This window comes from Labrenzia sp. THAF82, assembly GCF_009363435.1.
GTDB classification, from domain to species: Bacteria; Pseudomonadota; Alphaproteobacteria; order Rhizobiales; family Stappiaceae; genus Roseibium; species Roseibium porphyridii.
This window is the reverse complement of the sequence record NZ_CP045354.1, coordinates 6,163,218-6,189,494: the sequence shown is the minus strand read 5'-3', so window position 1 is coordinate 6,189,494 and position 26,277 is coordinate 6,163,218. Positions and strand designations below refer to the sequence as shown.

Sequence of the window (26,277 nt, the reverse complement as noted above, 5' to 3'; positions counted from 1 at the left end):
GGCATTCGCATTGCTTTCCACCATCTTGCAGGTATCGGAACCGCTCCTTCGGGACAAATCGGGAGGTAAGACCCATGCCGCTGATGAATTTCCAGACATTTAACAGAGAAGTCCAAGCCGTCAAAAACATCTACCGGCAAGATAACGCCTGGGTGGGTCGCTTCATTCCGCCGTCCTGGGACAGAGATCTTGCCATGACAATGTACATCCGGGCGGCCTACAGGCTGTATCGGGCGACGGGCCAAAATCAGCTGAGATTGGTGCTGCTCGGTGGTACCGAAATCCGCAAAGCTAGAAACCTGATCATGAATTTCGGTCTTACTGCTGCCAACGGCATTCAGGAAAGAGAAACAGCAAGACTGGCCGACGCAGCACAAGCAGCGCGCGAGGAAGTAAACGACGCGGACTTGCCGGTGAACACCCGTCTCCCGACCAGGGACGTTGTGCCGGTTTGCGGGCTGGGCAGTATCTTGAGTGAAGATCGTTGGACGCCACTTCTCAACGACGCTCTGATCGTCGGGGGTGCAACTGCAAACCATGAGTTTGTCATAACGCTTGAGCCCTATGAACGCGGTCTCTGGCGTGAATGTGAGGCAACCCTTGGCAATGAATTGCGGGAGTTGGAGCAGCAATACGCGCGATTTGGCAATGTGCCGGCGGGTTTCGTCCGGAACACGCCTGAGTTCAAGAAGCTTTGTTGGAAAAAATTCATTAGCTGGAATTTGCGAATGTTCTGGGACACACGGCAAAACATTCCGCGTGTCCTGGCACGCGAACTGATTGGGCTTTCCATATTTGGCTATAAGCCCGTCTTCGGCGACAGGCAGCTGGCCTTCCGTCGTCCATTAGGTGCGCGCGACCCGGTTTTTCCCGATTACGTTCGTGGATTGCGAAACTTGAGGTTTCACGTGCCGGGCGCAAGAGCCCGCATCATGGAGAACTTGTCCGAGTTTTTGTTCGATGAACGGGACGCTTTCGGTTTTCGTGCAGATCAGCCGCAGATCCATGGCATGCCGCATGTCGGAAATCCCATTCAGGCCTACGTCTGATCTCGTCGATGCAGACCCCACCCTGGCGGACCGGCTTGACTGCCGTGCAGTGGAAACAAATCCGCCGAACCTTGCATTAAATTGAACTTGAGCCCTCAATAGAAGCAGCTCATAGGACCGTTGGAGACACCCGTGACAGACAGCATTTCTTTCAAAGAAACCTCTCAAGGCGGAGGGGAGCCCGTTCACCCCTTCGCGCGATATGGTTCAGTTACGCGGCTTCTGCATTGGTCCGTCGCCGTATTGGTTCTTATCACGTGGCCCCTCGGCCTTATGATTGGGTTCGCAAAAAAGGACGTCGTATCCGCATTCTACCTGCTGCACGAAAGCTTTGGCTTCATCGTTCTGTGGCTGATGCTGATCCGGGTTGGCAACAAGCTTTTGACAAAACCTATTGAGAACGAGGGGCCTGCTATCGAACGATATGCTGCGGCTTCGGTTCACGGCCTTTTCTATCTTTTCCTGATCATCATGCCCTTATCCGGGTTTCTGGCGACCAATGCACACGGGTTTCCGCTGAAATGGTTTGGTCTGGTTCAGATCTGGAGCCCGATAGGCAAGAGCCCGGATATTGCCTGGACACTGTCTGCCATTCATGAATGGAGCGCCTATATCCTGCTTGTCCTGTTTGTACTGCACATTGGCGCCGTGGTGTTTCATCATACGATCAGGAAGGATCGGACGCTCTTCCGGATGCTGTGAGTGTCATCGGTTCGACCGGCCCGGCGACTGGCAAGTCTCCAGCCTGGCCTTGATGAGGAACATACTGCACGGCTGTCTACACATTGACTGGACACTCAAAGCCGTTTGGAACTCAGCAGGACTTCGTGTGATTTCCAGAGGCCGACGTTGAGCGATTTTTGCCGGCCTCGAATGTCCTCCGTCTCGCGCCTTGGTACCGTCAAGGACTTTGGAGAAATATTCTCCGCGGCTGCAATGAGGTCGGACGAGAGCGCAACCAGAGCGCCATGATGTTTCGCCACTTCCAGCAACCGACTGGCCACGTTCACACAATCACCTGTCGCGGTGATCTGCTGTTGCTGTTCGTGTCCGAGGCGGGAAAGAACAGCTTGCCCGACATGCCCGCCGACACGGAGCCGGCACCCTTTCGACATTGACGATTTAAACGCGAGCCAGTCGTGCACCTGTTCGACGAGCTGAAAAGCGCACCTGCAGGCATTCAAAGGATCGCTTGAGGCCGGATCCGGGATGCCGAATCCGAGCATCGCACCGTCGCCCATGAAATCAAGGACGACACCACTATTTGCGGACGCGACATTGACGACGACCGTATGGAATTCTTTCAGGAAGTCCCGGGTTGCGGCAGGCCCCAGCTGTTCGCTAAGACCCGTATATCCAGACAGGTCGATGAACAGAACTGCAACCATCTGTTCCCTGGGCTTCAGAAGAAACGCGGGATCCCCGGCAATGCGTTCTGCCAGTTTTGGTGCATGAAACCTGGCAAGCTCCTGCTTTGCGATCTGGTGTTGCCGGGCCCATCTGCGGTCCAAGATTTGACGTACAAAGATCAGTCCGGCAACAGGCGGTAGGCTTGCTGCCAAGGGCAGGGCGCTGTTGAGCCAGTGCCCGTGCGTAAATGCTGCCGCTGTGAAGACCAGCCACACGGTCAGAAGCACCAAATAGATGAATGAGGCCTGTGCCAACGAGAAATAAGCGACCGCGAGAAGACCGAGAAGTGTAATACTGACAGCGGCCAAACCATCGAGGCTTCTGGTCTCAGGCCCCCGTATGAGAGCGCTTTGATCGAGAAGGTTGGCAAGCCCTGTCGCCTGGATTTCAACGCCAGGCAAGACGGGATCAAACGGTGTGCTGAACCGGTCTCCGACCGCGGTCGCTGTGACGCCGAGGACGACCAGCCTGTCCCGCAGGCGCACCTCGGGAGTTGAACCGTTCTCCATAAGTACCGTGGCGCTGAGCGTCGGGATTGTGCCTGCCGGACCATAGTAATTGAGGGGCATATGCCATCCAAGGTCGGTCGCTCTAAATTGATCCCCGATGCGCACACCGTTTGCTGCAAAGGTATGAGGCTCGCCTTTGAACTGGCTGTATGCCTGCAAGCTGAAGGATGGCTTCAAACCTTCGGGTGTCAAAAAAAGATGCGGAATATGGCGCGGCGTGCCCCCGGTGTCGGTGACGATATTGGCCAATCCCGTTTCTGAAAACCTGGAGACGCGTGCTGCGGGCACCATTACGGTTTCAACAACAGGAACGCTGCTCTCAAGCGGCAGCGCATCTTCGAGGCTGCCAACCGCAGCGATGACAGAGGGAAAGTTCTTGAGGGCTTCACCCAGATCGGTGTCATGCGAACTGTCTGATGTGGTTGGCAGCAGGATGTCGATTGCAATCGCCTTTGCTCCGGCTGTCTCAATCGCGCCGATGAGGTCGGCCAGCCGGTTTCGTGGCAATGGAAATTGCCCTTCTCTGCTGACGGTCTGATCGTCAATGGCAACGATTACCACTTCGGAGGGCGGGGATCGTTCGCCCGCAACGACAATCTTCAGATCAAGAAAAACTGTTTCAAACCGGTCGAGGATGCTTGCGCTGCCGGTCAGATGAATAAAGGCAAGCAGACCCGACCAAATCAGGCCGGCGGCAAGTGCAGTCAGCAAGATCCATCGGGAAAGCTTCGGCTTCATCGGCCAAAGCGATTGAGCAATGCACGTACCCGCCGTTCAGGCCATTGCCGAACCACAAGCGGTTCGCCGTTTCGAACATCAACACCGTCACCAGCGGTCAACGTCACCTCTTCACCGCCGGCTTCGCGGAAAACTGCGACCTCGCCTTCGCTGACAAAGACGGATGTACCTTCTGCAGTAACATCGACAACATAGACCGTGCCTCTGACCGCAGCGATTGCGTGTGGTGTGCGAATTTGAAAAGGACCACCTGCAGGGGCAACCTCGATCAGAACGGCATCGGAATCGACCTCAACCTCGGAAGGGCGTTGATCAGGGTCTGATTTGATCACCCCGAGGGCTGCTGCTGCCTCTGCTTCCAGTACGACACCACCCTGACACTGATAGACAACCCGGGCGGGGTCAGCCAAGTCTGTCCGCGTACACCCAATCAGAGATTGTGCGTTTGAAAAAGTACTTGTGAGAGCAATTAGAATGGAGAATAGGGCTAGAGTGACATACTTTTTCATCATCGATGTCCTAAATGGAACGTTCAAGTCGTGCTCCAATTTGCCCAAAGGCACCTAGAGCTGTCGTTCAACAAGTCACGGACATTCCCAGAAATGTCGTGCGCATCATGCCCTTTGAGAAAAAAACCATGAATGCATCTAACGAATTTAACAAGGAAAAGCTGCTCGGTAAAAGCTTTGTTTTTGAAGCGCTTGACAGCCATGCCAGAAAGGAACTGGCTGAGTTTTCTTATGTGAAGCGTTATGAGGCGGGGCAGAAAATATTCGCCATGGGCGAACCTGGCATGAGCATGATGGCGATCGCCGAAGGCTCCGTACGCGTTTCGATGATGACACCCGGCGACAGGGACATAACCTTGAATGACCTGCAGACCGGCGAGGTCTTTGGAGAGATTGCGATGCTGGACGGAGGCGGACGTTCGGCAAATGTCGATGCGCTCACAAATTGTGCGCTTGTGGTGCTTGAACGCCGGTCGTTCCTGGACGTCCTGAGCCGAAATCCAACACTCTCGATCCGTTTGATCGAACTTCTGTGTCAACGCGTGCGCCGGTCCGACGAACGTATGATCGAGGTCGCGTTTTTGGATACGCAAGTTCGCCTCTCCAAGCTTCTGCTCAGGTTGACGACAACAGCTCCAGGGTCAAGCGACCGTCCGCTTCAAAAGCTTTCCCAATCCCAGTCGGAACTGGCAAGCATGATTGGCAACACGCGTGAAAGCGTCAATCGCTGCCTCGGCAAATGGCAAAAAGCCGGCCTGATTTCGCTGCGAGATGGCTGGCTGGTCATCAAGGATCGAGACAGGCTGGAGGCGCTTGCCGACGAATTCTAACGCGCAAGGAGTTCTGACTGCACAAGATCGGAAGACATCAGGTTTTCGCCTTCAGGAAATCGAGCATCGCCCGGACGCGTGGAAGGGATTGGCGTCCCGGTGGCATCAGAGCGGTAATAGCTTGTGCATTTTCGATGTGACTTGCGCGAAGAATTGGAAACAATTTGCCGGACTTGAGAGCTTCTTCTCCCAGAAAGTCTCCCAACCTCACGATCCCGAGACCCGCAATTGCCGCCTGCAGCAGCATTTCTGCACTGTCTGAGGTGAAGGTACCGGCAACTTCAATGTCGATCAGTTCGCCATTTTCCCGGAACGGCCACACCGATTGGTGAGGGAAGCCCCTTAAAAGCAGGCAATTGTGCGAAAGCAAGTCCGCCGCTGAAGTCGGTTGCCCGTGTTTTTTCAGATAGGCGGGGCTGGCCGCGATCACCCTTGATACGGTTCCCAGTCGGACAGCAACGAGATCGCTATCGGTCAAGGCGCCAACACGGATCGTGATGTCGGAATGCTCAGCAAAGGGGTCCACACGTCGATCGTCGATTGAGACTTCGACCGTGATATCTGGATAAACCTCGTTAAATGTGGGCAGGATCGGTGCCAGCTTGTGATGGGCGAAAGCTGAGCCGCTGTTGATTTTCAGGTGGCCGCGGGCGAATTCGGTTTCCTTTGAAATGTCCGACCGTGCCGCTTCGAGCATTGCAAGAATGTTGCGTGCATGTCGAAGAAACACTTCGCCTTCCGGTGTCAATGTCAAGCGCCTGGTTGACCGGTGTAACAGCTTGAACCCCAGTGATGCTTCAAGCCTCGAAACAGTGCGGGATATACCGGAAGATGTCAGTCCCCGTTCGTCGGCGACCGAAGCAAATGATCCCAGGTCAATTACGCGCACGAATGTTGCAATTTCGGGTGCTAGATGTGTGGCCATTCCAAACTTTCAGGCAATTTATCTTTGCTAGAATCGATCTATTTCCAACAAAAAATCAAGAATAACGTGACCTAGAACTTCAATCAAAGAGGAAGGGGCTCAGATGCCGATGAATAAAATCCACGTCCCGCAGGAACTGCCGTCAACGATCTGCCACAGCATCAATCGGTTACTTCATGACAGTCTGGTGGAAACGTGTGCGGTGAACCCGGACGACTTTTTCTGCCTTGTGACGCGCTACCCGCCGCAAGACGTTATTCTTCATCCTTCATTTTTGGGCTTACGTGACCCGGACGAAACAATCATTATCGAGATCGCGCTGCTTGGCGGACGCACAGACGATCAGAAAGAAGCGCTTTACCGCGATGTCAGGCAGCGTCTTGGCGATATTGGTTTAAAGCCCGATAATTCCATTATCTATCTTCTGGAAAACCAGCCGATCGACTGGTCGTTCAGCAGCGCAGGATCCGTGAAGTCGGTCTTGCAGCTTTAACAGGCAATGCGCGCTACCCTGAAATGCTCGAAATAGCGTACTCGTCCCAAATAATGCCGATGCCCGGCTCCGAAGACGGGAGCGCATGGCCGTCTCGGATGGTGGGCGTGTTCGCGACAAGCGTTCCGGCAATGTCGAACCATTCCAGGATCATGGCGGTTGGCGTCGCGTTCAGAAGATGGGACGAGATCTCGACAAACAGATGGCTTGCAACCGGCAACGATGCATCTTGTGCAAGTTGGCTTGCCCGGCGCCAACCGGTCACGCCGCCGATTTTCATGGCATCCGGCATCGCAAAGTCTGAAGCCTTCGCGGCAACCGACTTTTGCATATCGGCAATTCCCCACCAGTTTTCACCTGTTTGAACGGGCGTGCGGATGTTGGAGCGAACAACGGCATGCCCCAGATAGTCGGTGGCATGAACCGGTTCCTCGATCCAGGCAAGGCCTTCATCGTCGAGTATCTTCATGCGCTGGATGGCTTCGTCGACATCGAACGCCTGATTGAAGTCCGCCGCGATCCAGACATCGTTGCCGGCGACGTTTCGGATCGCGCGCACAACGGCAGCATCAACTTGTGGATCAGGGTGTCCGGCCTTGATCTTGAATGCGCGAAACCCGCGTTCAAGAGACGCTTCGACTTCCCGGGCAGTCTCCTCCGGTGGCATCTGGCCAAGGCTGTCATAAACGCGGACGGGTTTGCATCCTTGGCCCAGCAACTTGCACAAGGGCTTCTCCGCCCGCTTGGCGTCGGCGTCCCACAGCGCCATGTCGATACCGCTGATTGCCATTGCCAGCAGGCCCTGATTTCCGAGCAACCGGGCGCGTTGATCAAGCAGCGCATTCACGGTTGCTGGGTCCGAACTCTCGCCTACAAGGCCATTGATCAGGTTCTTGGTCAAAAGGGCAAGCGGTTCAAGTGCGACCGGCGTATAGGAAAATAGATACGCCGATCCGGTGATCCCGTCATTCCTGGATATGTCGATCAGGACCAAGGGGGCAGCTTCCAGTGTGCCGGATGCCGTCTTGTGCGGGAGTGCCAGGGGAGCCATGACCGCACGAATGCGGCTGCTGATTATCTTGGGGTGCTGCTCGGTTGTCATACCGGCACAATAGAAAGCCCGGGTTTGATTTGTCTAGGACGTCGACAGGTCCGACAGTCCATGTGTCAGACCTTTTTCACACGGGCCCTCTTTTGGCAATCCGCACTGTTTGGCGAGATCAGTTTCCACGTGGTCGAAAGGGTTCGAGCACTTCCACATCGACGGATTTTATGCGTGCAAACCGTTCTTCTACGTCGTTGGTTGCTCGCCAGGTATGGCGTGTCTTGGCGACGAGTTCGACACCATCAGGCGTTATGCCTGCCCAATCGAAGTCCATCGTGATCGCGTAGTCTTCCGCACCAAGATCTTCGACCGCGAAGTTGGAAATGACGTGAGTGCTGGCAGCGACCTGCGACGCTGGACCGGCAAGCCAAGCTTTGAAACCGTCAAAGTCGGTGATGGAACCACTTGAGAAATTCAGTGAGAAGTCATCTGCAAGAATTTCTTGAACGGGCTCCGGGTTGCGAGAGGGGTCCTCGATCAGGGCGAGCCAATAGTGAACAAGGCTGCGCAGCCGGTTCTCGGCATAGGCATCTTGAAAGCTTTTGACGGTGGTATCGCTGTCCTGTTCGATCAGAACATTGGATAGAAGCGGAAGCACATCTTCGCCAGGCACCATTTCAACGGTGTAGCTCAGGTCGGCCTGTCGAACGGCCCCATCGGGTAGCATGCCCTGGTTCTGATAGATGATCTGCGCCGCAAGCGTCAAATTGCCATCCTCGCCGTGGGTGATCTCAGCAGATTGAACATGGTGTGCGTTCTTCCAGGTTGCCGGAAGCTTTGCCACGCGTTCCTTGTATTCCTCTTGACCGTTCGCGGTGCCCAGACCGGACGTGATCGTCACGTCCTTGCTGAGGATATCCAGCGCGTTGGCAACGCCGCCATCCGGGCGCTCGTAATACTGATACCAACGATAATACTGGGCCATCGCCGCGTGGTCTTTGAAACCGTTGCGGATTTGCTCTTCAGTCAGCTGCGCGGCAGCCGGATAGGCCAAGCTGAAGAGAAGCGCTATGGAAAGCAGGATGGATGAAGCGCGCATGACGAGCCTTTCAAGACAATAATGAGCATTTGCTCACTCATAAGTCACACGCCAATGAAATGCCAGCAGATAGCAATACTTTTTTGCATGCGATGTATCGCTCGCAGACGGAAAGGCCTGGCATCTGTTCTTCAAGGCCTTAGCGGATGTTTTGACGGATTGTTGCAATCCGTGATTTTCTTCGTGGTCACCGACTATCGTGATCGCAATTGAGACGCACGAAGGGATTGAAACATGTTCAATCGATTGCTCACCTCCGCCTTTCTAGGGCTGACTGTTCTGACCGGTTCCGCTGTAGCGGACGATGCGGATTGGGTGGGGCTTTACAAGGGACTTGATGCCCTCGATGGCTCCATTGACTATTTGTCGATTGCTATCAAGGGGCCGGGTGAGTTTGATATCCGTGTGGTTCCTTCGGTGTTCTCTCTTTGCGAAAACGGAAAAGGCTGGATTGTGGCTGAAGGTCGTCTGACCGACGAGGGCAAGCTTCACCGTTTCAATTCGCGCGCAGTTTGCGAAGGCGGTGAGCCCTTCGACATCAGGGACAGGTTCCTGGTTCGTGATGAACAGACGGGCATCGTCCGCTTCGGTGCCACCGATGACGATCGCCCTTTGATCTATCATCGCATTTCAACTCAGTAGTGCCGGCTTGAAGATGGTGTCGAAATCTTCCGGTCCCGGCACAGTGATAGCGTCCAGTCGATGCTGCGCAGGTAGTCTTCCTGCGTGAGGCAAGTGTCGGAGCCAGTTGCGACCGCTGAAAAGACGAAACCGTGCGTGTAATCTACCAGCAGGTTGAGCATGACGTCCTTCGGGTCGCCATTGTTCAAGAGTTGAGTGCATTTTCTTATTTCTTCAGTAATCTCAACGATTTCCTGACTCATGAGCGAAGCGTCGTTCAGGATACAACGGACTGCATTCGGGTGTTCCAGGGCACGGGTACAGTACATGGAAAGCACATGGCGGAGACGCTCGGCAGGACTTTTTCCTTTGATCGTGCCCAACGTGTCCCTGAAACTGTGCTCTACCAATGCGAACAGCAGCTCCCGCTGGCTGCCCATATGGTATTTGATTGCCATCGCACTCACGCCGAGGTTTTCCGCCAAACGCCGAAATGACACAGCTTCGAGACCTTTTTGCTGCAGGAGCGGCGCTGCAACGGCAATGATATGTTTTCTGGACAACGCATCAGCCCCTTTTGACGGGCGACCCGGGGTCTTTTTCCGGACCATTGTCAGATCACCCTGTACCGCATTTGGACCAGGCCGGACTGGAACTGGCTCACCTCTTCAAGAAACAGATCAATGTCCTTGGTTAGGTCTCCAAACATGCGAATGCCGTCGCCAATGAGTACGGGTGCTACCGCAACTCTCATATCGGCGATGTGGCCGGCGCGCAGGAATGAATGGATGATTGCGCCTCCGTCGACATAGACCCGCGATATGCCACGCTCACCCAGATGAGACATCAGTTCGTCAGGTGACAATTGGCTGAATTCAACCTTGCCCTTTATGTGGTCGGGAATGTCCTCTTCGCGCATGGTTCTGCTCAGAACCACCACCGGTTTTTGATAGGGCCATTCACCGAAGCTCAGAACCGTTCTGAACGAGCCTGTACCCATGACGATGACATCGATGCCCTCTTGAAAGTCGGCAAATCCGTGCTCTTCACCTTCAGTGTCGAGCTTCATCAACCAGTCTAGCGTGTGGTCTTTTCGCGCGACGAAACCATCCAGGCTCATGGCCATCATTGTGTGTCCGGTTGGCATTCAACTCTCCATTTTTATACAGTGTATAATAAATGCCAGTTTCAACTGTCAATCAAGCCTGAAGAGTGCGTTGGTACAGGCTTGGATGGTGGGTCTTTGCAAGCGTGTCTTAGTGAAAATCCCGGCTCGGAAACAGGCGTTTGGCCTGGTCGCGCGGGTGCATGGCTCTTGGTTTCGGTGCGTCTGATTTGAGGTGCGCAGGCACGTCGTCGGTTTTGGGTGTCGTTTGCCCCAGCGCATTGTCACTGGGATGGCCGAGAAGAGCGAGATCACGGGAGCGGTCTTCGATATGATCAGCGATCAGATGGACGACAATGCCTTCGCGCTCCAGACGGCCAGTTACTTTCAAGAGCCGCCCGCCGATGACGGCGGCGCGATATTTTTCATACATTTTCGGCCAGACGACCACGTTGGAAACACCCGTTTCGTCCTCCAGCGTCAAGAAGATCACACCTGAAGCCGTGCCTGGGCGCTGGCGGGTGATGACGAGGCCGCAGACCGAAACATGACGCGCCTCGCGGGGGGAGAGCACGGGCAACCGGTCATGCGGGGTCAGGCGTGGAATATGCGGGCGCAGCAACTCCATCGGATGAGCGCGCAGTGTCAGACGGGTCGACAGATAATCCTCCACCACCTCTTGGCCCAGATGCATGGCCGGCAGCAGCACATCCGGTTCGAAGATCGCCTCGCCGTCGATCGGGTCGTTGAAGAGGGGCAGCGGTTTGGGGCTGCGGATTGTCTTTACCTGCCAGAGTGCGGCCCGACGGCTGAGGCCCATGCCGGAAAAGGCGTCGGCCTCGGCCAGACGCTCCAGCGTGGCGGGCGGCACGCCGGTTCGAAGCCACAGGGTTTCGGTGTCCGGATAGCCGTTGCCGCGCGCGGCAACGATCCAGTCGGCGTCCTCTTCGCGAAGTCCCTTGATCTGACGGAAGCCCAGTCTCAGGGCGAGCGCACCATCGCTGCGCCGCTCCAGCGTGTTGTCCCAGGCGCTGGTGTTGACGCAAATGGGGCGCACCTCCACCTGGTGCTCGCGGGCATCGCGCACGATCTGTGCCGGGGCATAAAAACCCATCGGCTGGGAGTTGAGCAATGCGCAGGCGAATTCAGCCGGGAAATGACATTTCAGATAGGCCGAGACATAAGCGAGCATGGCAAAGGCGGCTGCGTGGCTTTCCGGAAAGCCGTATTCGCCGAACCCCTCGATCTGGCTGAAACAGTTCTGGGCAAACTCCAGCTCATAGCCACGTTCCAGCATGCCGGATATGAATTTGTCTTTCAGCTGGCCGATTGTGCCCATACGCCGGAACGTGGCCATGGACCGGCGCAGCTTGTCGGCTTCCGACGGTGTGAAGCCGGCGGCAACCACGGCGATCTGCATCGCCTGTTCCTGAAAAAGCGGCACGCCGAGCGTCTTGCCCAGAACCTCTTCCAGCGCTTTGGAGGGGAAGCTGACCTTTTCCTTGCCCTGACGCCGGTTGATATAGGGATGCACCATGCCACCCTGGATCGGGCCAGGCCGGACAATCGCAACTTCAATGACAAGATCGTAGAATTCACGGGGACGCATGCGCGGCAAAAAGTTCATTTGCGCCCGGCTTTCCACCTGGAAAACGCCGATCGCATCGGCCTTGCACAGCATGTCATAGGTTGTCGTATCGCCTTGCGGCACCGAGCCGAGGGTCAACTGCCGTCCGTGGTGCGTGTCGAGCAGCTCGAAACACTTGCGAATGCAGGTCAGCATGCCGAGACTGAGCATGTCTACCTTCAGGATGCCGAGGGCGTCGATATCGTCCTTGTCCCATTCAATGACGGTCCGGTTTTCCATGGCGGCATTCTCGATCGGGCAAAGCGCGTCTAGGCGTCCCTGCGTGATCACAAAGCCGCCGACATGCTGGCTGAGGTGACGCGGAAAACCGATGATCTCCTTGATCAGCTCGATCGTCTGGCAAATGCGCGGATTGCTCAGATCAAGACCGATCTCCTTCATCCGCGTTTCTTCCGGCCCGGAATTGGAGCTGCCCCAGATCTGGCCGGAAAGGGCGGCTGTGACATCCGCGTTCAACCCCATGACCTTGCCCACCTCGCGGATCGCGGCGCGGGTCCGGAAATGGATCACCGTGGCGCAGAGCCCGGCACGGTGACGACCGTATTTTTCATAAACATACTGGATCACCTCTTCCCGACGTTCATGCTCGAAATCGACGTCGATATCCGGCGGCTCGCCGCGGTGTTCGGAAATGAACCGTTCGGAGACCATGGTGATTGTCTCCGGTCCCACATCGGTAATGCCAAGCGCATAACAGATGATCGAATTGGCGGCCGAACCGCGTCCCTGGCAAAGGATATGACGGCTGCGGGCAAACTGGATGATGTCGTGAACGGTCAGGAAATAGGCAGGGAAATCAAGCTTCCGGATCAGCTTCAGTTCCTTTTCCGCAAGTGCCCTGGCGTGCTCGGGTACGCCGGCCGGATAACGGTTTTGAAGGCCCTTGTAAGTGAGCCGTTCCAGCCGTTCCTGCGGACTTTCGCCATCCGCGATCTCATCCGGGTACTCGTAGGAAAGTTCGGCAAGGTCAAAGCTGCAGCGTGTGGCGATTTCAAGGGTTCGGCGCAACGCCGCCGGATGGTGACGGTAAAGCCGGCCCATATCTTCGGGCGCCTTCAGCCGCCGTTCGCCATTGGGCAGAGCCTTTGTTCCGATCTGATCGATGGTGCAGCCTTCCCGCAGGCATGTCAGGACATCGGCCAGCCGTCGCCGCCCGGCGTGATGCATCAGCACGTCACCGACGGCGATCATGGGTGCTGCCAGTGAATGGGCCGCCTGGGCACAGGTGCGGAACCAGGCTTGGTCGGTGCCGTCATAGCGCGGCGCCGCTCCCAGAAAAATATGGCCGGGCGCTTCCTGGCGCAGCGCGCGGATATGCGCACGTGCCGTCTTGCAAATATCGGCCTGTGGGGCACATGCCGTCATGGAAGGCCGGGGCAGGGCAATCAGGATCAGACCGGCCACGGCCGCCAGAAGGTCGGCATGGTTCAGGTGGCAGTCACCCTTTTCGGCTCGGCGCTTGCCAAGTGTCAGAAGCTGGCTGAGCCGTTCATAGGCAGTGCGGTCCGTTGGCAGGGCCACCCATTCCACAGGGCTGTCCTGCAGCACCAGCCGTGCTCCGACAATCAGCCGTGGCAGCCTTTTGGCAAGTGCGACGGCGAGCGGTGGTGTGGTGTTGGTCTCCTGCCGGGAGGAGGAATCGATCTGCGAATGGGACCGGATCTGGATACCTTCCTCCGCCGTCCGCCGGATTTCCTTGAGTGCGGAAAAGGCACGCACCACGCCTGCCAGTGAATTGCGGTCGGTAATGGCAATTGCGTCCAGCCCAAGGGCTGCGGCGCGCGTTACCAGTTCCTCCGGGTGGGAAGCTCCGCGCAAAAAGGAAAAATTGGATGTGACGCACAGCTCCGCATAGCGGGCCGGTTCGGGAAAGACGGCGTCGGCAAGGATCGGTGCGGTCATCAGCCGAACTCCCCTTGCACGAACCAGGCCGGGTGTTGCGGCGTGTGGAACAACCACAGGCGCTGGCCCTGGAAAGTGGCCACGCGCCAGTAGTCGCGCAGGCCATGCGCCCAGTCCTGATCGTTTTCCCACCACGCCGGTGTGATCCGTTCCGGCCCCTCAGCCTCTGCGGTGCTCAGGGACCGGCCCCGCCAGCGGAAGCGGCGCGGCGGCTCGAACCCGGCCCCTGAAATCGGTTCTGGGGGAAACAGGCGCAAGGGGCGTGGACGTTGGGCAGGCCAGGCAGGCGCCGGGCTGGAATAGGCTGCCGGGACAAGTTTGAAGCTGCGTTCGGGAATATGACTGTCGACGGGGTGAAACCGCTGGATATTCTCCAGGCCCACCCTGTTGCCGAGCTGGGTGATGAGATCCGCCAGACTGTCCTTTTCCCGGCCTTCGGCCCGGTCCAGCTGGCGCATGCCGAGCTCTTCGACCTCCACCGCTTCCAACCGGATCATGTCGATGCCGTATCCCGCATCGACGGCGCTGACGCCCCGCTCGAAAAGTGCAAGTATGCGGTCGCCATCCCGCATCGGCCGGGCAAGCTTCAGTTCTACCGACTGGTTCTCCTGATCCACTCTGCGGAAGGTGATCTTGAGCATGCGCGCGCCCTTCTGGGCAATGTCCAGCCGGGCACACAGATGATCGATCAATCGCCGGGCCGCTGCCATGACATCATCCAGAAGCCCGATCGGGTCAGGCAGGGTGATGCGTACGGCAAAGCTGATCTCGTCCTTCAGGGGTGAGATCTGTTCCGGGATATCGCCGAGCGCCTGGTCAAGGCGGCGCAGAACCTCCGGATCGTAACGTCTGGCAACGGTTGCCCGTGGCAGATTATAGAGCTCCGACACGGTTGCTATGCCGAGGCGCTCAAGGCTGGTGCAGGTCTGATCGGGCAGGCGCAGGGCAGAGAGTGGCAGCGGGCCGATACGGGCAAGGTTCTCACCATCGTCAGCAATGCCTTCGGCAAAGTGGGACATGGCCCACGCTGTGCCCGGTGTGCCAGCTAGGCCAAGCCTTGCGGTCAGGCCGGCGCGGATCAGGCGGCTTTTTATGTCGTCCAGAAGCGGAGCCTCTCCGCCAAGCAAATGCGCCGATCCGGTTATGTCGAGAAAAAGTCCGTCCCGACCGTCAAGACCGACCCAGGGGCAGTAACGCACCGCCCACCGGGCCAGCAGGCGGAGGAAACGCTGATCGGTCACAGGATCAGCCGGACGGGTCAGAAGTCCGGGACAGAAGCTGCGCGCATGAACAAGCGTCATGCCGCGGTTGAGACCCGCAGCTTCGGCACGGGGACACAGGTCGTAAATGCGTTCTGAATTTCGATCGAACAGGGTCAGAGCAAAAGGCGCATCGACAGGCTGAGCGCGCAAGGAGCGCTCAGCTGCCAGCCTCGGAAACCACAATGATACGATGCGTCGCTGCATCCCAACGGACAATCCATTCTGACAATGTTCCTATTTTGTTCTTTATAAGCGACCAACGCCAATGAGTCGAGTCATGGTCCTTTTGACGAGGGGTGCCATAGGCGGGGCCAGGCTGTGGTTGTCCAGCCGGGACGCCGGTGCAGCGCCAGCGGGTTTCTGCCGCATTGCTTCCCGCGCCATCCGGAATGATGAGCAGTGCGGTCGTTCTTCCGGCTTCCGCCGCCAGCTGCAGTCTGCGCCCTTCCGTCAGCCCGATGGTGCTGGAAAGTTCTGCCACGACAAGCCCGGCGGCACCGGACCGTAGTGCCGTTTCGGCGCTGGCCAGAACATTCAGCTGGCTGTCGGCACGGGTCAGAAGCAGTTTGCCCGGGTCACAGAAAGGAGACAGGCCTTCCGGGTTGATCGTCGGACGCCAGTTTTCGGAAATCCAGACAACAGTGCCTGTCGAAAGTCCGGCACTTGATGCGGCAAAAACCAAAGCGCTGTCGCCGCAGATTTCATGCGCACGCGCTTTTTTCAACGGAAAGACAGAAGAGAAGGGCAGGGTCATGCTGTGCCAGGTCAACGAACAATGAATTCAGCTTAGCGGATGCCATTCGTTTGCGGAACCGTGTTGTCGAAAAGGCCGTGATGCAGTGTGTTCTGGCCATGTGTCCGTGCCATGGCCACTCGGCCGGACCGCAAACAGCCGTTGCCGGTTGAGAATCGGATTGCTATACGGCCCGGTGCAGCATTCAGGAAGATTTCATGCCAATAAGCGACTTGAAGAAGCGCGGGATCAAAACGATTTCCATCGTCGGAAACGGGCCTGTTTCGAAGGCCGACGCAGATATGATCGACAAGGCCGATTTTGTACTGCGGTTCAACAGCGCTCCGGCTTGCGGCGCGGCAGGCGAACGGGTCGATGCATTGCTGCTCAACCGCGCACGCGTCTATATGAGCAAGCGGATAAATCCTGTCGCATTGCATCGTGCGCCTGAAGTCTGGGTGAATGATATCCGGGAAAATGGGGACGTCGACTGGCTCTTCACCAAGGAGTGCAAACAGTCCCATCTGGGGTTCGGCCCGATAACCAAAGCACGTGGTCACCTCAAGGAATTTGATCCGTTTGAACGAAGCAACCCGACGACCGGGGCGTCCATCATCGCGGAGATTCTGGATGTCATGCCCGAAGTGGAGATCCATCTGTTCGGGTTTACCCATCAGGGCAAACAGCACACTCATGACTGGGATGCGGAAAAGCTATGGGTGGATCGGCTCTGTGATGAGGGACGCATCCGCAGGTACCTGACCTCGGGTCCGCAAGTCAGCAGAAGCCTGAAAGGTCGCGTTGAATACGCGTTTCGGTTTTTGGAAAAACGAAGCAAGCATTATATCTACAACAAGCTGTTGCATTCATCCTCCAGCACCAAGAAACGGATCTTCGGTCAGGACGCCTGAGGGCTCAAAAAGGCTTACGACCAGTGAGCTGCCTGACAGGTGTTGAATGCCTCAGGGGAATCGCGCATTCGCCCAAATTTCTGAATTAATAGAAATATTTACGAAATCAGCTTCACCAAAGCCCGTTCAAACGATCCGGCTAAACCTCTTGAAAATGATGGCATCAATGAAGGGTTCGCGCTGAAAAAAAGCGCGCGACTCCGCGGGAAAACCATTGTCTTGCGGGGTCTTCGATATGAAGAAAAAAATAGCCGGCCTCTCGGCGATTGAACAAAATATGCAAGTTTTCATCTGTTGCCACTTGCGGACGCGGTCTGGGCGTCTTTTAATGTTCATATGAGCGTCATACAACGTTCATATGAAAACAATACGAAACGCAGGCGTTATCCTTTCTGATGCTGATGAAGCCATTTCAGTATCGTGAAAACCAACTGCTGACCGGGGCGAAAAATGCCCTTCGAGATGGGAGCAAATAAACATGGCTTATCGTAAAACAGTCGCCAGCTTTGTCGCTGCGGCTGCCCTGTTGGGCACATCCTCCGCTTCATATGCGGCAACCGACATTGCCTGGTGGCACGCCATGGGTGGACGTCTGGGCGAAGTTGTTGTCGACATTTCGAACGGCTACAACGCTTCTCAGGACGCTTGTAAAATCACACCGGTCTTCAAGGGCACTTATGAAGAGACCCTGACAGCCGGCATCGCGGCTTTCCGTGCCGGTGAACAGCCGAACATTCTGCAGGTGTTCGATGCTGGCGCAGCGACCATCATCGGAGCCAAGGGTGCCGTTATTCCGGCCCAGGACATCCTGGAAAACGCCGGTGCCAACTTCAGCATCGAAGACTATATCGATGGCGTTCGCTACTTCTATGCCGACAGTGACGGCAAGATGATCGGCATGCCGTTCAACTCCTCCACACCGATCCTCTACTACAACGTCGACGCCCTGAAAAAGGCCGGTGTTGAAGCTCCGAAGACATGGGAAGAGTTTGCGGAAATCGCACCGAAGCTGAAAGAAGCAGGCTATGTGCCGCTTGCACAGTCTCACCTGCCTTGGATCTTCACCGAGAACTTCAAGTCCCGCCATAACCTGCAGTTCGCAACCAACAACAACGGTTACGACGGTTCAAAGGACACCAAGCTGGTCTTCGGTGAGCCGATCAAAAATCACTTCAGCGCTGTCAAAGGTTGGCTGGACGATGGTCTGTTCGGTTACTACGGCACTGGTTGGGGCGACAACCAGACCCCGTTCAACGAAGGCAAAGTCGCCATGTGGCTCGGCTCTTCGGGGTCGTTCGGCGGTATCTCCAAAACCGTTGAGTTCCCGTTCTCTGCAACTTACCTGCCTTACTGGGATGCTGTTGACGGCGCTGGCACCGGCACCTTCATCGGTGGCGCAGCTCTCTTCGCAATGGCTGGCAAGCCGGACGAAGAAAACAAGTGCGTTGCGTCCTTCTACGAGTACCTGACGTCTCCGGAAGTTCAGTATATGTGGCACAAAGAGACCGGCTATGTGCCGATCACCAACGCTGCATACGAACTGGCCAAGTCGGACGGTTACTACAACACCACGCCTGCTGCCGAAATCGGCATCAAGCAGCTGACCCTGCCGGGCGGCGACTGGACCAAGGGCTACCGCATGGGCTTCTACGTTCAGATTCGCGACGTCATGAACCGCGAGTACGGTAAGATCATGTCTGGCGATACCTCCGTTGAAGACGCTTTCAAAACCATCGAAGCAGATGGCAACAAGCTTCTTGAGCGTTTCTCCAAGACCACCGGCAACTAAGTTCAGGTTGACCTACCCCAAATGGGGGCGCTCCGAAGCGCCCCCATTTCCATGAACGTCAAGCGGGTCTGCCGGTTTATCTGGTGACCCGCTTTACCCATTCCCGGGGGTCAAGAAAAACTCATATGAAAAAAGTTCAATTCCAGTCCCCGTGGCTGCCCTACATGCTGCTGATGCCGCAGCTGGCCATCGTGACGATCTTCTTTCTCTGGCCGGCGGCCGAAGCGGTGCAGTCATCGTTTTATCTGGAAGATCCCTTTGGCTTCGGCTCAACGTTCGTAGGGCTCGACAATTTCAGCGATACGCTGACCTCGACCGACTACGGTCGTGTCGCGCGTTTTACCGGCGTATTCACGTTCTTCGTTACATTCCTGTCTCTTGGCATCGCTCTTCTGCTGGCCGTCAAGGCTGACAAGGTTCTGCGGGGTGCATCCAGCTACAAGACCCTGCTGATGTGGGTCTATGCGGTGGCTCCTCCGGTTGCCGGTCTGATCGGTGTTCTGCTGTTCGATCAGCACGTCGGGCCAATCGTCGACTTTTTCGCGCTGTTCGGCTGGAGGATGCAGATCGGTGTGGACTATTTCGACACCAGCTTTGCAATGATCGTGACGGCTGTCTGGAAACAGATACCGGTCAACTTCATCTTCTTCCTGTCAGGGCTTCAGGGCATTTCAAAGTCGGTGCAGGAGGCGGCCAGCATTGACTGCCGCTCCGGCATGCGCCGCTTCTGGACGGTCACGTTCCCGCTTCTGGCGCCGACAGGCTTCTTCCTTCTCATCATCAACATCACCTACGCGTTCTTCGACACGTTCGGCATCATCGATGTCATCGTGAAGAACGAGCCTGGCAACAACCCGGTGACCCTGGTCTACAAGGTCTATCTCGACGGCTTCCGCGGCAATGACCTTGGCGGCTCGTCGGCGCAATCGGTTCTGTTGATGGCGATGGTATTCGTTCTGACAGTCATTCAGTTCCGCCTGATCGAGCGGCGCGTGCACTACACGTAAAAGGGGGCGGCAATGAACAAACTTCAGATCTCAGATCACCTGATCCTGCTGGCCGGTGTGTTTTTCATGGTCACGCCCGTTGCGCTGACCTTCTTGACCAGCACCCACGATGCAATCACGGTCTACAAGGAAGGTGTCCAGTTCCTGCCGGGTGGCAAGTTTCTGGAAAACTACGAAAAGGTACTTTTTGAGGCTGGTGGCTTCACCAAGGAAGTCGACGGCTTCGTCATGCTGAAGAACTCGATGATCCTCGGCTTCGGTTTTGCCATCGGCAAGATCATCATCTCGATGCTTGCAGCCTATGCCATCGTCTATTTCCGCTTTCCGATGGCAACACTCTGCTTCTGGGTGATCTTTGCCACACTGCTGCTGCCTCTGGAAGTGCGCATCCTGCCGTCTTACGAGATTGTCCAGTCGCTTGGCATGGTGAACACCTATAGTGGATTGATTGTTCCGCTGATTGCTTCTGCGACCGGCACATTCTTCTTCCGCCAGTTCTTCATGTCTGTTCCGGACGAATTGTTGGAGGCAGCCCGCATTGACGGCGCCGGCCCCTGGAAATTCTTCAAGGATATCCTAGTGCCGCTGTCCAAGACGATGATTGCGGCAATCTTCATCATCATGTTCGTCTTTGGCTGGAACCAGTATCTCTGGCCGACGCTGATCACCACGGACGAGAGCCTGTTCACGCTTGTGCGCGGCATCAAGCAGATCCTCCAGGTCTGGGTCGGTGCTCAGATCCCGGACTTCAATGAGGCCATGGCTTTGGCAATACTTGCCATCATACCGCCCGTGCTGGTCGTTGTGATCTTCCAGAGCTGGTTCGTCAAAGGACTCGTCGAGAGCGACAAGTGAGAAATTAGAGGTACTTTATGTCAACGATTACTCTCGACACGGTCCGGAAGGTCTATGCCGGTGAAGTGGAAGCCGTCAAAGGCGTTTCCATCGATATCGACGACGGTGAATTCATCGTTCTGGTTGGTCCCTCCGGCTGCGGCAAGTCCACGCTTTTGCGCATGATTGCGGGGCTTGAGGACATCACCACAGGTGACATCAAGATCGGCGACCGGCTGGTCAACAAGGTCGACCCTGCAGATCGCGATATCGCGATGGTGTTCCAGAACTATGCGCTCTATCCGCATATGTCGGTCTATAACAACCTTGCCTACGGCCTCAAAAACCGGGGCATGGCCAAAGAAGAGATCGATCGCCGGGTCAAGGAAGCCGCGCGCATTCTTGAAATCGGCGATTATCTCGACCGCAAGCCCCGGGCGCTCTCCGGCGGTCAGCGTCAGCGTGTCGCCATGGGTCGCGCCATTGTACGTGAACCGGCAGCCTTCCTGTTTGACGAACCGCTTTCCAACCTTGATGCCAAATTGCGCGTCCAGATGCGTGTGGAAATCAAGCGTCTGCAGCGGTCGCTTGGCACCACCAGCGTTTATGTGACCCATGACCAGCTGGAAGCCATGACGCTTGCCGATCGTCTTGTCGTTCTGAATGGCGGCAACATCGAACAGATCGGGTCGCCAATCGACGTTTACGACAACCCGGCGTCGACCTTTGTGGCGAGCTTTATCGGATCTCCGGCAATGAACCTTCTGAAGGTCAAGGCGGATGGCACCGGGCTTGCTCTTGAAACCGGCAGCGGGCTCAGCGGAGCGAACACCAAGGGCAAGGATGGCTACATCATTGGCGTACGTCCTGAACATCTTGATGTGGTTGACGGGCCGACTGACGGCGATGGTGTGAACCTTGAGGTGACGGTGAACGTTCTGGAACCTGTCGGCGCGGAAAGCTATGTTTATGCAAGCTTTGGCGACGGCGGGCAGGAAATAGTCGTACGCGTCTCCAGCCATGCCCATCACGAACCGGGCGAGACCATGCACCTGAAGGTTGACACCAAAAACGTGCATTTCTTTGATGCTGCCACCGGACAACGGATTGACTGACAGATCTGCAATCAGGTGAGGTGGCAGCCAAAGAATGTCCGCACCCGAATTGGCCACTCCGGGAAACCGGGGTGGCTTTTGTTTTGGGACGCGCGCCAGACAAGGCAACTGACAGGCTCCTGACATTACCTGTCAGGAGCCTGTGTCGTGCCATCTGGTGAGATGAGACGTCTTCTGGCACATCGTTGAGGACACACAAGCCAGGAGCAAAAACTTGGAGCCTTTCAAGAACCACCTCTCGCCGGATCTGGTGCGCTGCCTTGCAGGGCATCTCGACAGGCATCTCAAAAGCTTCGATCGAAAGTCCTATGAAGCCGAGATCCTGGAGGACCTTGGAACCCTGGAACTGAAGGAACGCGCGCGGTTAATTGCCGATGTCACCGGAAAGGTTCTGCCGGTAGGGCTTGATGACCGGTTTGGTGTTCTTGAGGCCATGCTGCATCCCGTGGCCGATACCGATGTGGACCGCAAAAGTGATGATCAGGGCATTCGCGGTTGGGGCATGATGCCCCTTGGAATGGTTGTCACGGATTGCGGTCTCGACGACTTCGAGAAGTCCTTCACGCTCCTGAAGGAAATGACCAAACGGGCAACTGCGGAATTCGAAGTCAGGCCCTTTCTCGACAAGGACCAGGACCGTGCCCTGGCGATCATGTCACCATGGGTAAGCGATCCGAGTGTTCATGTGCGCAGGCTTGTCTCAGAAGGCACACGACCACGATTGCCCTGGGGCATGCGGCTCAAGAAGCTGGTGGCCGATCCGACACCTACCTTGCCGCTTCTTGAAGCCCTGAAAGACGACCCGGAAGAATATGTCCGGCGCTCTGTCGCCAATCATCTCAATGATATAGCCAAGGACCACCCGGATCTGGTTGCCGAGACCGCAGCGCGTTGGCTGAAGGGTGCAGATAAAGACCGGGAGAAGCTGGTCCGGCATGCTTGCCGGTCTTTGATAAAGCAGGGTCATGCTGCAACACTGAAGGCGTTTGGGCTCAACCCGCCAGAGCTTGAACTGACGGGACCAATGATCTCAACGAAGGTCGTTCCATATGGCGATGCGCTCGGGTTCGGCATTGAACTGACGTCAACGTCTGCCAGACCGCAGTCGCTGGTGCTGGACTATCTGGTTCACTTCAAAAAGGCGAACGGGACGCTTTCCCCGAAAGTCTTCAAATGGACGAAACTCCAGCTGGAGCCCGGACAAGTGGTGAAGCTTGAAAGAGAACATGCGATCAGACCGATCACCACGCGGGTTTACTATGGCGGCACTCAAGCGGTGAGTCTGAGGATCAACGGCAAGGATTTCGGGTTCGCCGAGTTTGAGCTGACAATGCCCTGATGTGCTTTGAAAGACTTCAGTTCATTTTCTTCAGTCTCAGCATTCCGGCAATCCCCAGCGCAGGCCCAATGGCCATGAACGCAAAGACGGTGGGCCACCCGAGCCAGTCGGCGGCGACCGGTGTGAGCTGCACGGTGAAGAATGTCAGCGCAAATCCGAGTGCTGTCTGAAAGCTCATCAGGCTGCCGGCCTGATCGGGCGGCGCATAGTCAGCAACCAGCGCCGAGAACTGGGCGGAATCCGGCAAGATGGCAGCGCCCCAGATGAGCACACAGATGATTGTCAGCCACGCTGGTCCACCGAATGTGAGCGCAGAGGCAATTGCAGCGCTACCGCTGACGACCATCGCTAGGATGGCGATATTTGCCTTGCCGACCCGGTCTGCCACAAGGCCGGCAAACACACTGGCAATGCCACCGGCTGCGATGGTCAGAAATGCGATCAGTCTGGAGAGCGAAAGCGCGGCATCAGATGACATCTGGCTGCTGAACGAGATTGTCAGTGCAACACCGATCCATGCCCACATAGCATAAAGCTCCCACATATGGCCGAGATATCCGGCATAAGCGAAGCGGATTTTGCGGTTGGTCCAGGCTGTCAGGATAGCCTTGAGTTCCATGCGCGGTGCCTTGGCATGAAAAGGGCCTAGTCCTGCAAACAGGCACAGGGCACCTCCGGCGGCGGCTGCGATCGAAGCAACAGAAAGGCTCCATCGCCAGTCTGTGCCGCCAAGAAGCGCCAGGAAGTGCGGGGCCGCGGATCCAAGCGTCAATGCACCGACAAGCGTACCAACAAGAAGGCCGCGATCATCCTTGCCCCAGCCAACGGCAATCTTCATGCCCACAGGATAGACCCCTGCAAGCAGGGCTCCCGTAACGAACCGGGCCAGTATCGACAGATTGCCGCCCGGTTCCACCACCAGCAGGCTGGCATTGAAGAGCGCGGCCAGAATGGCGCAAAATGCGAAGAAACGGCGTGGATCAATTCTGTCTGCCAGCCCCAAAAGGGCAGAAGCGAGAGCGCCCGCAACAAAGCCGATCTGCACGGCGCTGGAAAGGGCAGCCTGACGAAACTCGGAGATGGCAAATTCGCGGGTGAGATCCGGGAGAATGGCAGCCGACATGAACCAAAGGCTCATGCCCGCAACCTCAGCCACCATCAGCAGGCTGAGCGAGCGCCACTTGCCGGTAAAATCAGTCGGCAAGGCCAAGGTCTTTCTGCTGCTTCTTTGTCAATTTGGCCGCGATGATCTTGTGGGCGGCCTCGACATAAGCCTTCAGGTCCTTATCGGATAGGGCGTTTTCCTGCTCCATCTGCACCCACTTGGCTCTTGCAAGGTATGGCGCGGGGATCAAACCCTCCTGCTGGGTCAAAAGCGAATAGGAAATGTCAGAGCACTTGAAGCTGACCTTCGGATGAGCACCCTCGCCCCAGCTGGAACAAACGGCGAAGATCTTGCCGCCAACCTTCCACACTGACGCGTTGCCCCACTGAATAACGTTTGTCGTCGCGGGAAGGGACTTGCAAAAGGCGTCAAATTCGTCGCGTGTCATCGTGAGGCTCTAGGTCAAACTGAGGTCGGAGTTCTCGGCGGGAAACGGCAAGATGACGTGTCGGTTCCGGCCACGCAAGGAGATTAAGTTGAAAAAATCGTGTCACACATCTGCGTGTCGGTCCCTCTAACCTTTCGAGAACCCAATGAGGGAGCGACAAATTGGTGATAGCAAATGTATCGGCAGCGACGGTGACGGCTGCTCAAAATGGCGACAGGTTGGCCCTGGAAAAGGTGCTTTCAAGCGTGGAGGACCTGATTCACGGTCTTGCGCGGCGCATTCTGGTCAATCCGGAAGACGCTCGCGAAGCAACGCAGGAAATTCTGATCCAGATACTGACCAAGCTTTCGACCTTTCGCAACGAGAGCTCATTTTCGACCTGGGCCTATCAGGTTGCCGTTCGTTACCTGGTCAAAGCAAAGAAACTCCGGGATCGGGACCTGGGCCTGACTTTCGAGATGTTTGCGGCAGACCTTGAAACCGGCCTGGTCGCCGATCCTCCAGAAGCACCCGATCAGGCACTGCTTTTGAATGAATTGAGGGTCTCATGCACCATGGCAATGCTCCTTTGCCTGAGCTTGGACCTGCGGCTTGCCTATGTTCTCGGAGACGTGTTGGAACTGGATCATCTTGAAGCCTCGAAGATCCTTGAACTCACGCCGGCTACGTTCCGAAAGCGTTTGTCTCGTGCCCGGGCGGGTGTTGAGGGATTCACAAGCCGTCATTGCGGACTTGTCGCCAGTGAAGCCAAATGCAGCTGCCCACGCCGCCTGCCTGCTGCAATCAATGGAGGCAGGGTCCAGGCTGGAGTTTATCCGAATTCGGCAGAAAGCCGCATCGGCTATGCGCAGGCAAGACAGCAGATAGATGCCGTTGTCGACGACCTGAAAACATTCAAACTTCAGCACAGCGTCCCCGCGCACGCCTGTCCGGATGAAATTCGCACGAGGCTGCGCAGAATTCTTTCGCCCGAGCTCTAACGACGCAGTTCAGCCAGACACGTATCAACTTCAACCAGCCGGGCATCTGGCGGGACTGGCCCCGCCATGCCTGAAATCACGGAGAAACCAATGAAACGCCGGATCGCTTGTCGAGCTGCCATGGTGGCGGCAATGCTGACCTTTTCAACACCCACAAAAGCGGAAGAAAGCCCTGATATGACCACCGACCAGAAAAATGTCCTTAGCCTGATCGAGACAATGACTAGTTCCTTTGAAAAAGGAGACATCGACACGGTGATGCAAACTTACGAGGCCGATCAGTCGATTGTTTTTGAACCGGGGGAGCCGGTTTCCGATGGCGCTACGGCACGGCAGATTTTCGAACAGGTTCGCTCTGTTTCGCCTAAGTTTTCCTATTCGGGCCATGAAGTGATCGTCCAGGGCGATCTGGCTGTCCATATAGCGCCCTGGAAGATGACAGGCACCGATCCGGAAGGCGGGGATGTCACCGGCGAAGGTCTCTCGGTTGCGGTGCTTCGGCGCCAGCCGGACGGGAGCTGGAAAATGGTTATCGACAATCCCCATGGCAGCAGGCTTTTGGCAACGTCGAACTGAGTGGAAGCGGTCGCGTCTCAGTTTGTGGCGCGGCCGACCCGTTTTGCAGCGGGTGAAAGAAAGAAACAGTTTCCTTTGATTTCGATCTGGTGTGAGTGTTCGGGGTCATGCCTTTCCGGCCCTCTTCGGAAACCGTCACATTCCGCGCTCTGGCGCCCTCGAGCGGGCGACCCAAACACCACTTCAGAAGTTTGATAAGCATCAACCGACGGCGCTTGCGTGCCATGCGCAAGTGCCGTTGCAACATTTGATGGTGCTCAGGAGGTTCTGAGGGCCAGAATTCTGCGTGGTTCGG

25 protein-coding genes are annotated in these 26,277 nt (G+C 56.5%); 13 read left to right on the top strand and 12 right to left on the bottom strand.

Annotated elements, in window-relative coordinates; genetic code table 11:
- The first annotated feature begins 74 nt into the window (after window positions 1-74).
- Together FIV00_RS28480 and FIV00_RS28475 are read left to right on the top strand one after the other, a co-directional pair.
- A complete protein-coding gene (locus tag FIV00_RS28480) occupies window positions 75-1,049 on the top strand; it encodes a hypothetical protein (protein ID WP_152503856.1) in 975 nt (324 codons plus the stop codon).
- Between the two features lie 132 nt (window positions 1,050-1,181).
- The gene (locus FIV00_RS28475) at window positions 1,182-1,751 is read left to right on the top strand and encodes a cytochrome b (RefSeq protein ID WP_247649309.1); all 570 of its coding nucleotides are present in this window, start codon (window positions 1,182-1,184) and stop codon (window positions 1,749-1,751) included.
- A 95-nt stretch (window positions 1,752-1,846) separates the two neighbouring features.
- Here the strand turns inward: FIV00_RS28475 and FIV00_RS28470 are convergent, their stop codons facing one another.
- On the bottom strand, window positions 1,847-3,706 hold the full coding sequence (locus FIV00_RS28470) for a CHASE2 domain-containing protein (protein WP_152503855.1): 1,860 nt from the start codon (window positions 3,704-3,706) through the stop codon (window positions 1,847-1,849).
- The gene (locus FIV00_RS28465; protein ID WP_209006744.1) at window positions 3,703-4,116 is read right to left on the bottom strand and encodes a FecR family protein; all 414 of its coding nucleotides are present in this window, start codon (window positions 4,114-4,116) and stop codon (window positions 3,703-3,705) included. The genes FIV00_RS28470 and FIV00_RS28465 overlap by 4 nt, the downstream gene beginning before the upstream one ends.
- A 227-nt stretch (window positions 4,117-4,343) precedes the next feature.
- Here FIV00_RS28465 and FIV00_RS28460 point away from each other — a divergent pair, with 227 nt between their 5' ends.
- Window positions 4,344-5,045, top strand: a complete 702-nt coding sequence (locus FIV00_RS28460) for a Crp/Fnr family transcriptional regulator (RefSeq protein WP_152503854.1) — start codon at window positions 4,344-4,346, stop codon at window positions 5,043-5,045.
- Between the two features lie 37 nt (window positions 5,046-5,082).
- Here the strand turns inward: FIV00_RS28460 and FIV00_RS28455 are convergent, their stop codons facing one another.
- Complete coding sequence (locus tag FIV00_RS28455; protein WP_152503853.1) at window positions 5,083-5,970, bottom strand: LysR family transcriptional regulator; 888 nt, start codon at window positions 5,968-5,970, stop codon at window positions 5,083-5,085.
- A gap of 103 nt (window positions 5,971-6,073) precedes the next feature.
- Here FIV00_RS28455 and FIV00_RS28450 point away from each other — a divergent pair, with 103 nt between their 5' ends.
- Window positions 6,074-6,463 carry a tautomerase family protein gene (locus FIV00_RS28450; RefSeq protein ID WP_152503852.1) on the top strand — a complete coding sequence of 130 codons (390 nt, stop codon included), beginning with the start codon at window positions 6,074-6,076 and terminating at the stop codon, window positions 6,461-6,463.
- Between the two features lie 13 nt (window positions 6,464-6,476).
- On the opposite strand, the gene FIV00_RS28445 is transcribed toward FIV00_RS28450, so the two are convergent.
- Window positions 6,477-7,565, bottom strand: coding sequence for an enolase C-terminal domain-like protein (locus FIV00_RS28445; protein WP_152503851.1), 1,089 nt, complete (start codon window positions 7,563-7,565; stop codon window positions 6,477-6,479).
- Window positions 7,566-7,683: 118 nt separating this feature from the next.
- Entirely contained in the window at window positions 7,684-8,607 is a 924-nt protein-coding gene (locus FIV00_RS28440; RefSeq protein WP_152503850.1) for a hypothetical protein, read from the bottom strand.
- A 234-nt stretch (window positions 8,608-8,841) separates the two neighbouring features.
- Here FIV00_RS28440 and FIV00_RS28435 point away from each other — a divergent pair, with 234 nt between their 5' ends.
- A complete protein-coding gene (locus FIV00_RS28435) occupies window positions 8,842-9,249 on the top strand; it encodes a hypothetical protein (RefSeq protein WP_152503849.1) in 408 nt (135 codons plus the stop codon).
- On the opposite strand, the gene FIV00_RS28430 is transcribed toward FIV00_RS28435, so the two are convergent.
- The 5 genes from FIV00_RS28430 to FIV00_RS28410 form a co-directional block, all read right to left on the bottom strand.
- Window positions 9,243-9,839 carry a TetR/AcrR family transcriptional regulator gene (locus FIV00_RS28430; protein WP_152503848.1) on the bottom strand — a complete coding sequence of 199 codons (597 nt, stop codon included), beginning with the start codon at window positions 9,837-9,839 and terminating at the stop codon, window positions 9,243-9,245. The two genes, FIV00_RS28435 and FIV00_RS28430, sit on opposite strands and share 7 nt — an antisense overlap.
- A gap of 2 nt (window positions 9,840-9,841) precedes the next feature.
- Window positions 9,842-10,375: a dihydrofolate reductase family protein gene (locus FIV00_RS28425; protein ID WP_152503847.1), complete on the bottom strand. Its 534-nt coding sequence runs from the start codon at window positions 10,373-10,375 to the stop codon at window positions 9,842-9,844.
- Window positions 10,376-10,484: 109 nt separating this feature from the next.
- Entirely contained in the window at window positions 10,485-13,883 is a 3,399-nt protein-coding gene (locus tag FIV00_RS28420; RefSeq protein WP_152503846.1) for an error-prone DNA polymerase, read from the bottom strand.
- On the bottom strand, window positions 13,883-15,295 hold the full coding sequence (locus tag FIV00_RS28415) for a DNA polymerase Y family protein (RefSeq protein WP_247649308.1): 1,413 nt from the start codon (window positions 15,293-15,295) through the stop codon (window positions 13,883-13,885). The genes FIV00_RS28420 and FIV00_RS28415 overlap by 1 nt, the downstream gene beginning before the upstream one ends.
- Before the next feature lie 7 nt (window positions 15,296-15,302).
- Entirely contained in the window at window positions 15,303-15,899 is a 597-nt protein-coding gene (locus FIV00_RS28410) for an ImuA family protein (protein WP_152503845.1), read from the bottom strand.
- A 197-nt stretch (window positions 15,900-16,096) separates the two neighbouring features.
- On the opposite strand from FIV00_RS28410, the gene FIV00_RS28405 reads away from it, so the two are divergent.
- The 6 genes from FIV00_RS28405 (at window position 16,097) to FIV00_RS28380 (ending at window position 22,873) form a co-directional block, all read left to right on the top strand.
- Entirely contained in the window at window positions 16,097-16,789 is a 693-nt protein-coding gene (locus FIV00_RS28405; RefSeq protein WP_152503844.1) for a hypothetical protein, read from the top strand.
- A gap of 478 nt (window positions 16,790-17,267) precedes the next feature.
- Window positions 17,268-18,578 carry an extracellular solute-binding protein gene (locus FIV00_RS28400; RefSeq protein WP_152503843.1) on the top strand — a complete coding sequence of 437 codons (1,311 nt, stop codon included), beginning with the start codon at window positions 17,268-17,270 and terminating at the stop codon, window positions 18,576-18,578.
- A gap of 125 nt (window positions 18,579-18,703) precedes the next feature.
- Window positions 18,704-19,585, top strand: a complete 882-nt coding sequence (locus tag FIV00_RS28395; protein WP_152503842.1) for an ABC transporter permease subunit — start codon at window positions 18,704-18,706, stop codon at window positions 19,583-19,585.
- A gap of 12 nt (window positions 19,586-19,597) precedes the next feature.
- Window positions 19,598-20,440, top strand: a complete 843-nt coding sequence (gene ugpE, locus FIV00_RS28390) for a sn-glycerol-3-phosphate ABC transporter permease UgpE (protein ID WP_152503841.1) — start codon at window positions 19,598-19,600, stop codon at window positions 20,438-20,440.
- A 17-nt stretch (window positions 20,441-20,457) separates the two neighbouring features.
- Window positions 20,458-21,534, top strand: a complete 1,077-nt coding sequence (locus FIV00_RS28385) for a sn-glycerol-3-phosphate import ATP-binding protein UgpC (RefSeq protein ID WP_152503840.1) — start codon at window positions 20,458-20,460, stop codon at window positions 21,532-21,534.
- Window positions 21,535-21,748: 214 nt separating this feature from the next.
- Window positions 21,749-22,873 carry a DNA alkylation repair protein gene (locus FIV00_RS28380; RefSeq protein WP_152503839.1) on the top strand — a complete coding sequence of 375 codons (1,125 nt, stop codon included), beginning with the start codon at window positions 21,749-21,751 and terminating at the stop codon, window positions 22,871-22,873.
- 16 nt (window positions 22,874-22,889) lie between these two features.
- On the opposite strand, the gene FIV00_RS28375 is transcribed toward FIV00_RS28380, so the two are convergent.
- The gene (locus FIV00_RS28375) at window positions 22,890-24,083 is read right to left on the bottom strand and encodes a nitrate/nitrite transporter (RefSeq protein ID WP_209006743.1); all 1,194 of its coding nucleotides are present in this window, start codon (window positions 24,081-24,083) and stop codon (window positions 22,890-22,892) included.
- The gene (locus FIV00_RS28370; RefSeq protein ID WP_152503838.1) at window positions 24,067-24,426 is read right to left on the bottom strand and encodes an MmcQ/YjbR family DNA-binding protein; all 360 of its coding nucleotides are present in this window, start codon (window positions 24,424-24,426) and stop codon (window positions 24,067-24,069) included. The genes FIV00_RS28375 and FIV00_RS28370 overlap by 17 nt, the downstream gene beginning before the upstream one ends.
- Window positions 24,427-24,590: 164 nt before the next feature.
- Between FIV00_RS28370 and FIV00_RS28365 the strand changes: the two genes are divergently transcribed.
- The gene (locus FIV00_RS28365; RefSeq protein ID WP_247649455.1) at window positions 24,591-25,406 is read left to right on the top strand and encodes an RNA polymerase sigma factor; all 816 of its coding nucleotides are present in this window, start codon (window positions 24,591-24,593) and stop codon (window positions 25,404-25,406) included.
- A 90-nt stretch (window positions 25,407-25,496) separates the two neighbouring features.
- A complete protein-coding gene (locus FIV00_RS28360; RefSeq protein WP_173006194.1) occupies window positions 25,497-25,982 on the top strand; it encodes a DUF4440 domain-containing protein in 486 nt (161 codons plus the stop codon).
- Window positions 25,983-26,277: the final 295 nt, after the last annotated feature.

Excerpts from the sequence above, each read along its gene's own strand:
- FIV00_RS28470 (WP_152503855.1), bottom strand. The coding sequence starts at position 3,706 with ATGAAGCCGAAGCTTTCCCGATGGATCTTGCTGACTGCACTTGCCGCC.
- FIV00_RS28370 (WP_152503838.1), bottom strand. The coding sequence starts at position 24,426 with ATGACACGCGACGAATTTGACGCCTTTTGCAAGTCCCTTCCCGCGACG.
- ugpE (WP_152503841.1), top strand. The coding sequence starts at position 19,598 with ATGAACAAACTTCAGATCTCAGATCACCTGATCCTGCTGGCCGGTGTG.
- FIV00_RS28405 (WP_152503844.1), top strand. The coding sequence starts at position 16,097 with ATGCCAATAAGCGACTTGAAGAAGCGCGGGATCAAAACGATTTCCATC.
- FIV00_RS28445 (WP_152503851.1), bottom strand. The coding sequence starts at position 7,565 with ATGACAACCGAGCAGCACCCCAAGATAATCAGCAGCCGCATTCGTGCG.
- FIV00_RS28460 (WP_152503854.1), top strand. The coding sequence starts at position 4,344 with ATGAATGCATCTAACGAATTTAACAAGGAAAAGCTGCTCGGTAAAAGC.
- FIV00_RS28360 (WP_173006194.1), top strand. The coding sequence starts at position 25,497 with ATGAAACGCCGGATCGCTTGTCGAGCTGCCATGGTGGCGGCAATGCTG.
- FIV00_RS28395 (WP_152503842.1), top strand. The coding sequence starts at position 18,704 with ATGAAAAAAGTTCAATTCCAGTCCCCGTGGCTGCCCTACATGCTGCTG.
- FIV00_RS28420 (WP_152503846.1), bottom strand. The coding sequence starts at position 13,883 with ATGACCGCACCGATCCTTGCCGACGCCGTCTTTCCCGAACCGGCCCGC.
- FIV00_RS28410 (WP_152503845.1), bottom strand. The coding sequence starts at position 15,899 with ATGACCCTGCCCTTCTCTTCTGTCTTTCCGTTGAAAAAAGCGCGTGCG.
- FIV00_RS28455 (WP_152503853.1), bottom strand. The coding sequence starts at position 5,970 with ATGGCCACACATCTAGCACCCGAAATTGCAACATTCGTGCGCGTAATT.
- FIV00_RS28480 (WP_152503856.1), top strand. The coding sequence starts at position 75 with ATGCCGCTGATGAATTTCCAGACATTTAACAGAGAAGTCCAAGCCGTC.
- FIV00_RS28450 (WP_152503852.1), top strand. The coding sequence starts at position 6,074 with ATGCCGATGAATAAAATCCACGTCCCGCAGGAACTGCCGTCAACGATC.
- FIV00_RS28425 (WP_152503847.1), bottom strand. The coding sequence starts at position 10,375 with ATGCCAACCGGACACACAATGATGGCCATGAGCCTGGATGGTTTCGTC.
- FIV00_RS28435 (WP_152503849.1), top strand. The coding sequence starts at position 8,842 with ATGTTCAATCGATTGCTCACCTCCGCCTTTCTAGGGCTGACTGTTCTG.
- FIV00_RS28385 (WP_152503840.1), top strand. The coding sequence starts at position 20,458 with ATGTCAACGATTACTCTCGACACGGTCCGGAAGGTCTATGCCGGTGAA.
- FIV00_RS28440 (WP_152503850.1), bottom strand. The coding sequence starts at position 8,607 with ATGCGCGCTTCATCCATCCTGCTTTCCATAGCGCTTCTCTTCAGCTTG.
- FIV00_RS28430 (WP_152503848.1), bottom strand. The coding sequence starts at position 9,839 with ATGGTCCGGAAAAAGACCCCGGGTCGCCCGTCAAAAGGGGCTGATGCG.
- FIV00_RS28400 (WP_152503843.1), top strand. The coding sequence starts at position 17,268 with ATGGCTTATCGTAAAACAGTCGCCAGCTTTGTCGCTGCGGCTGCCCTG.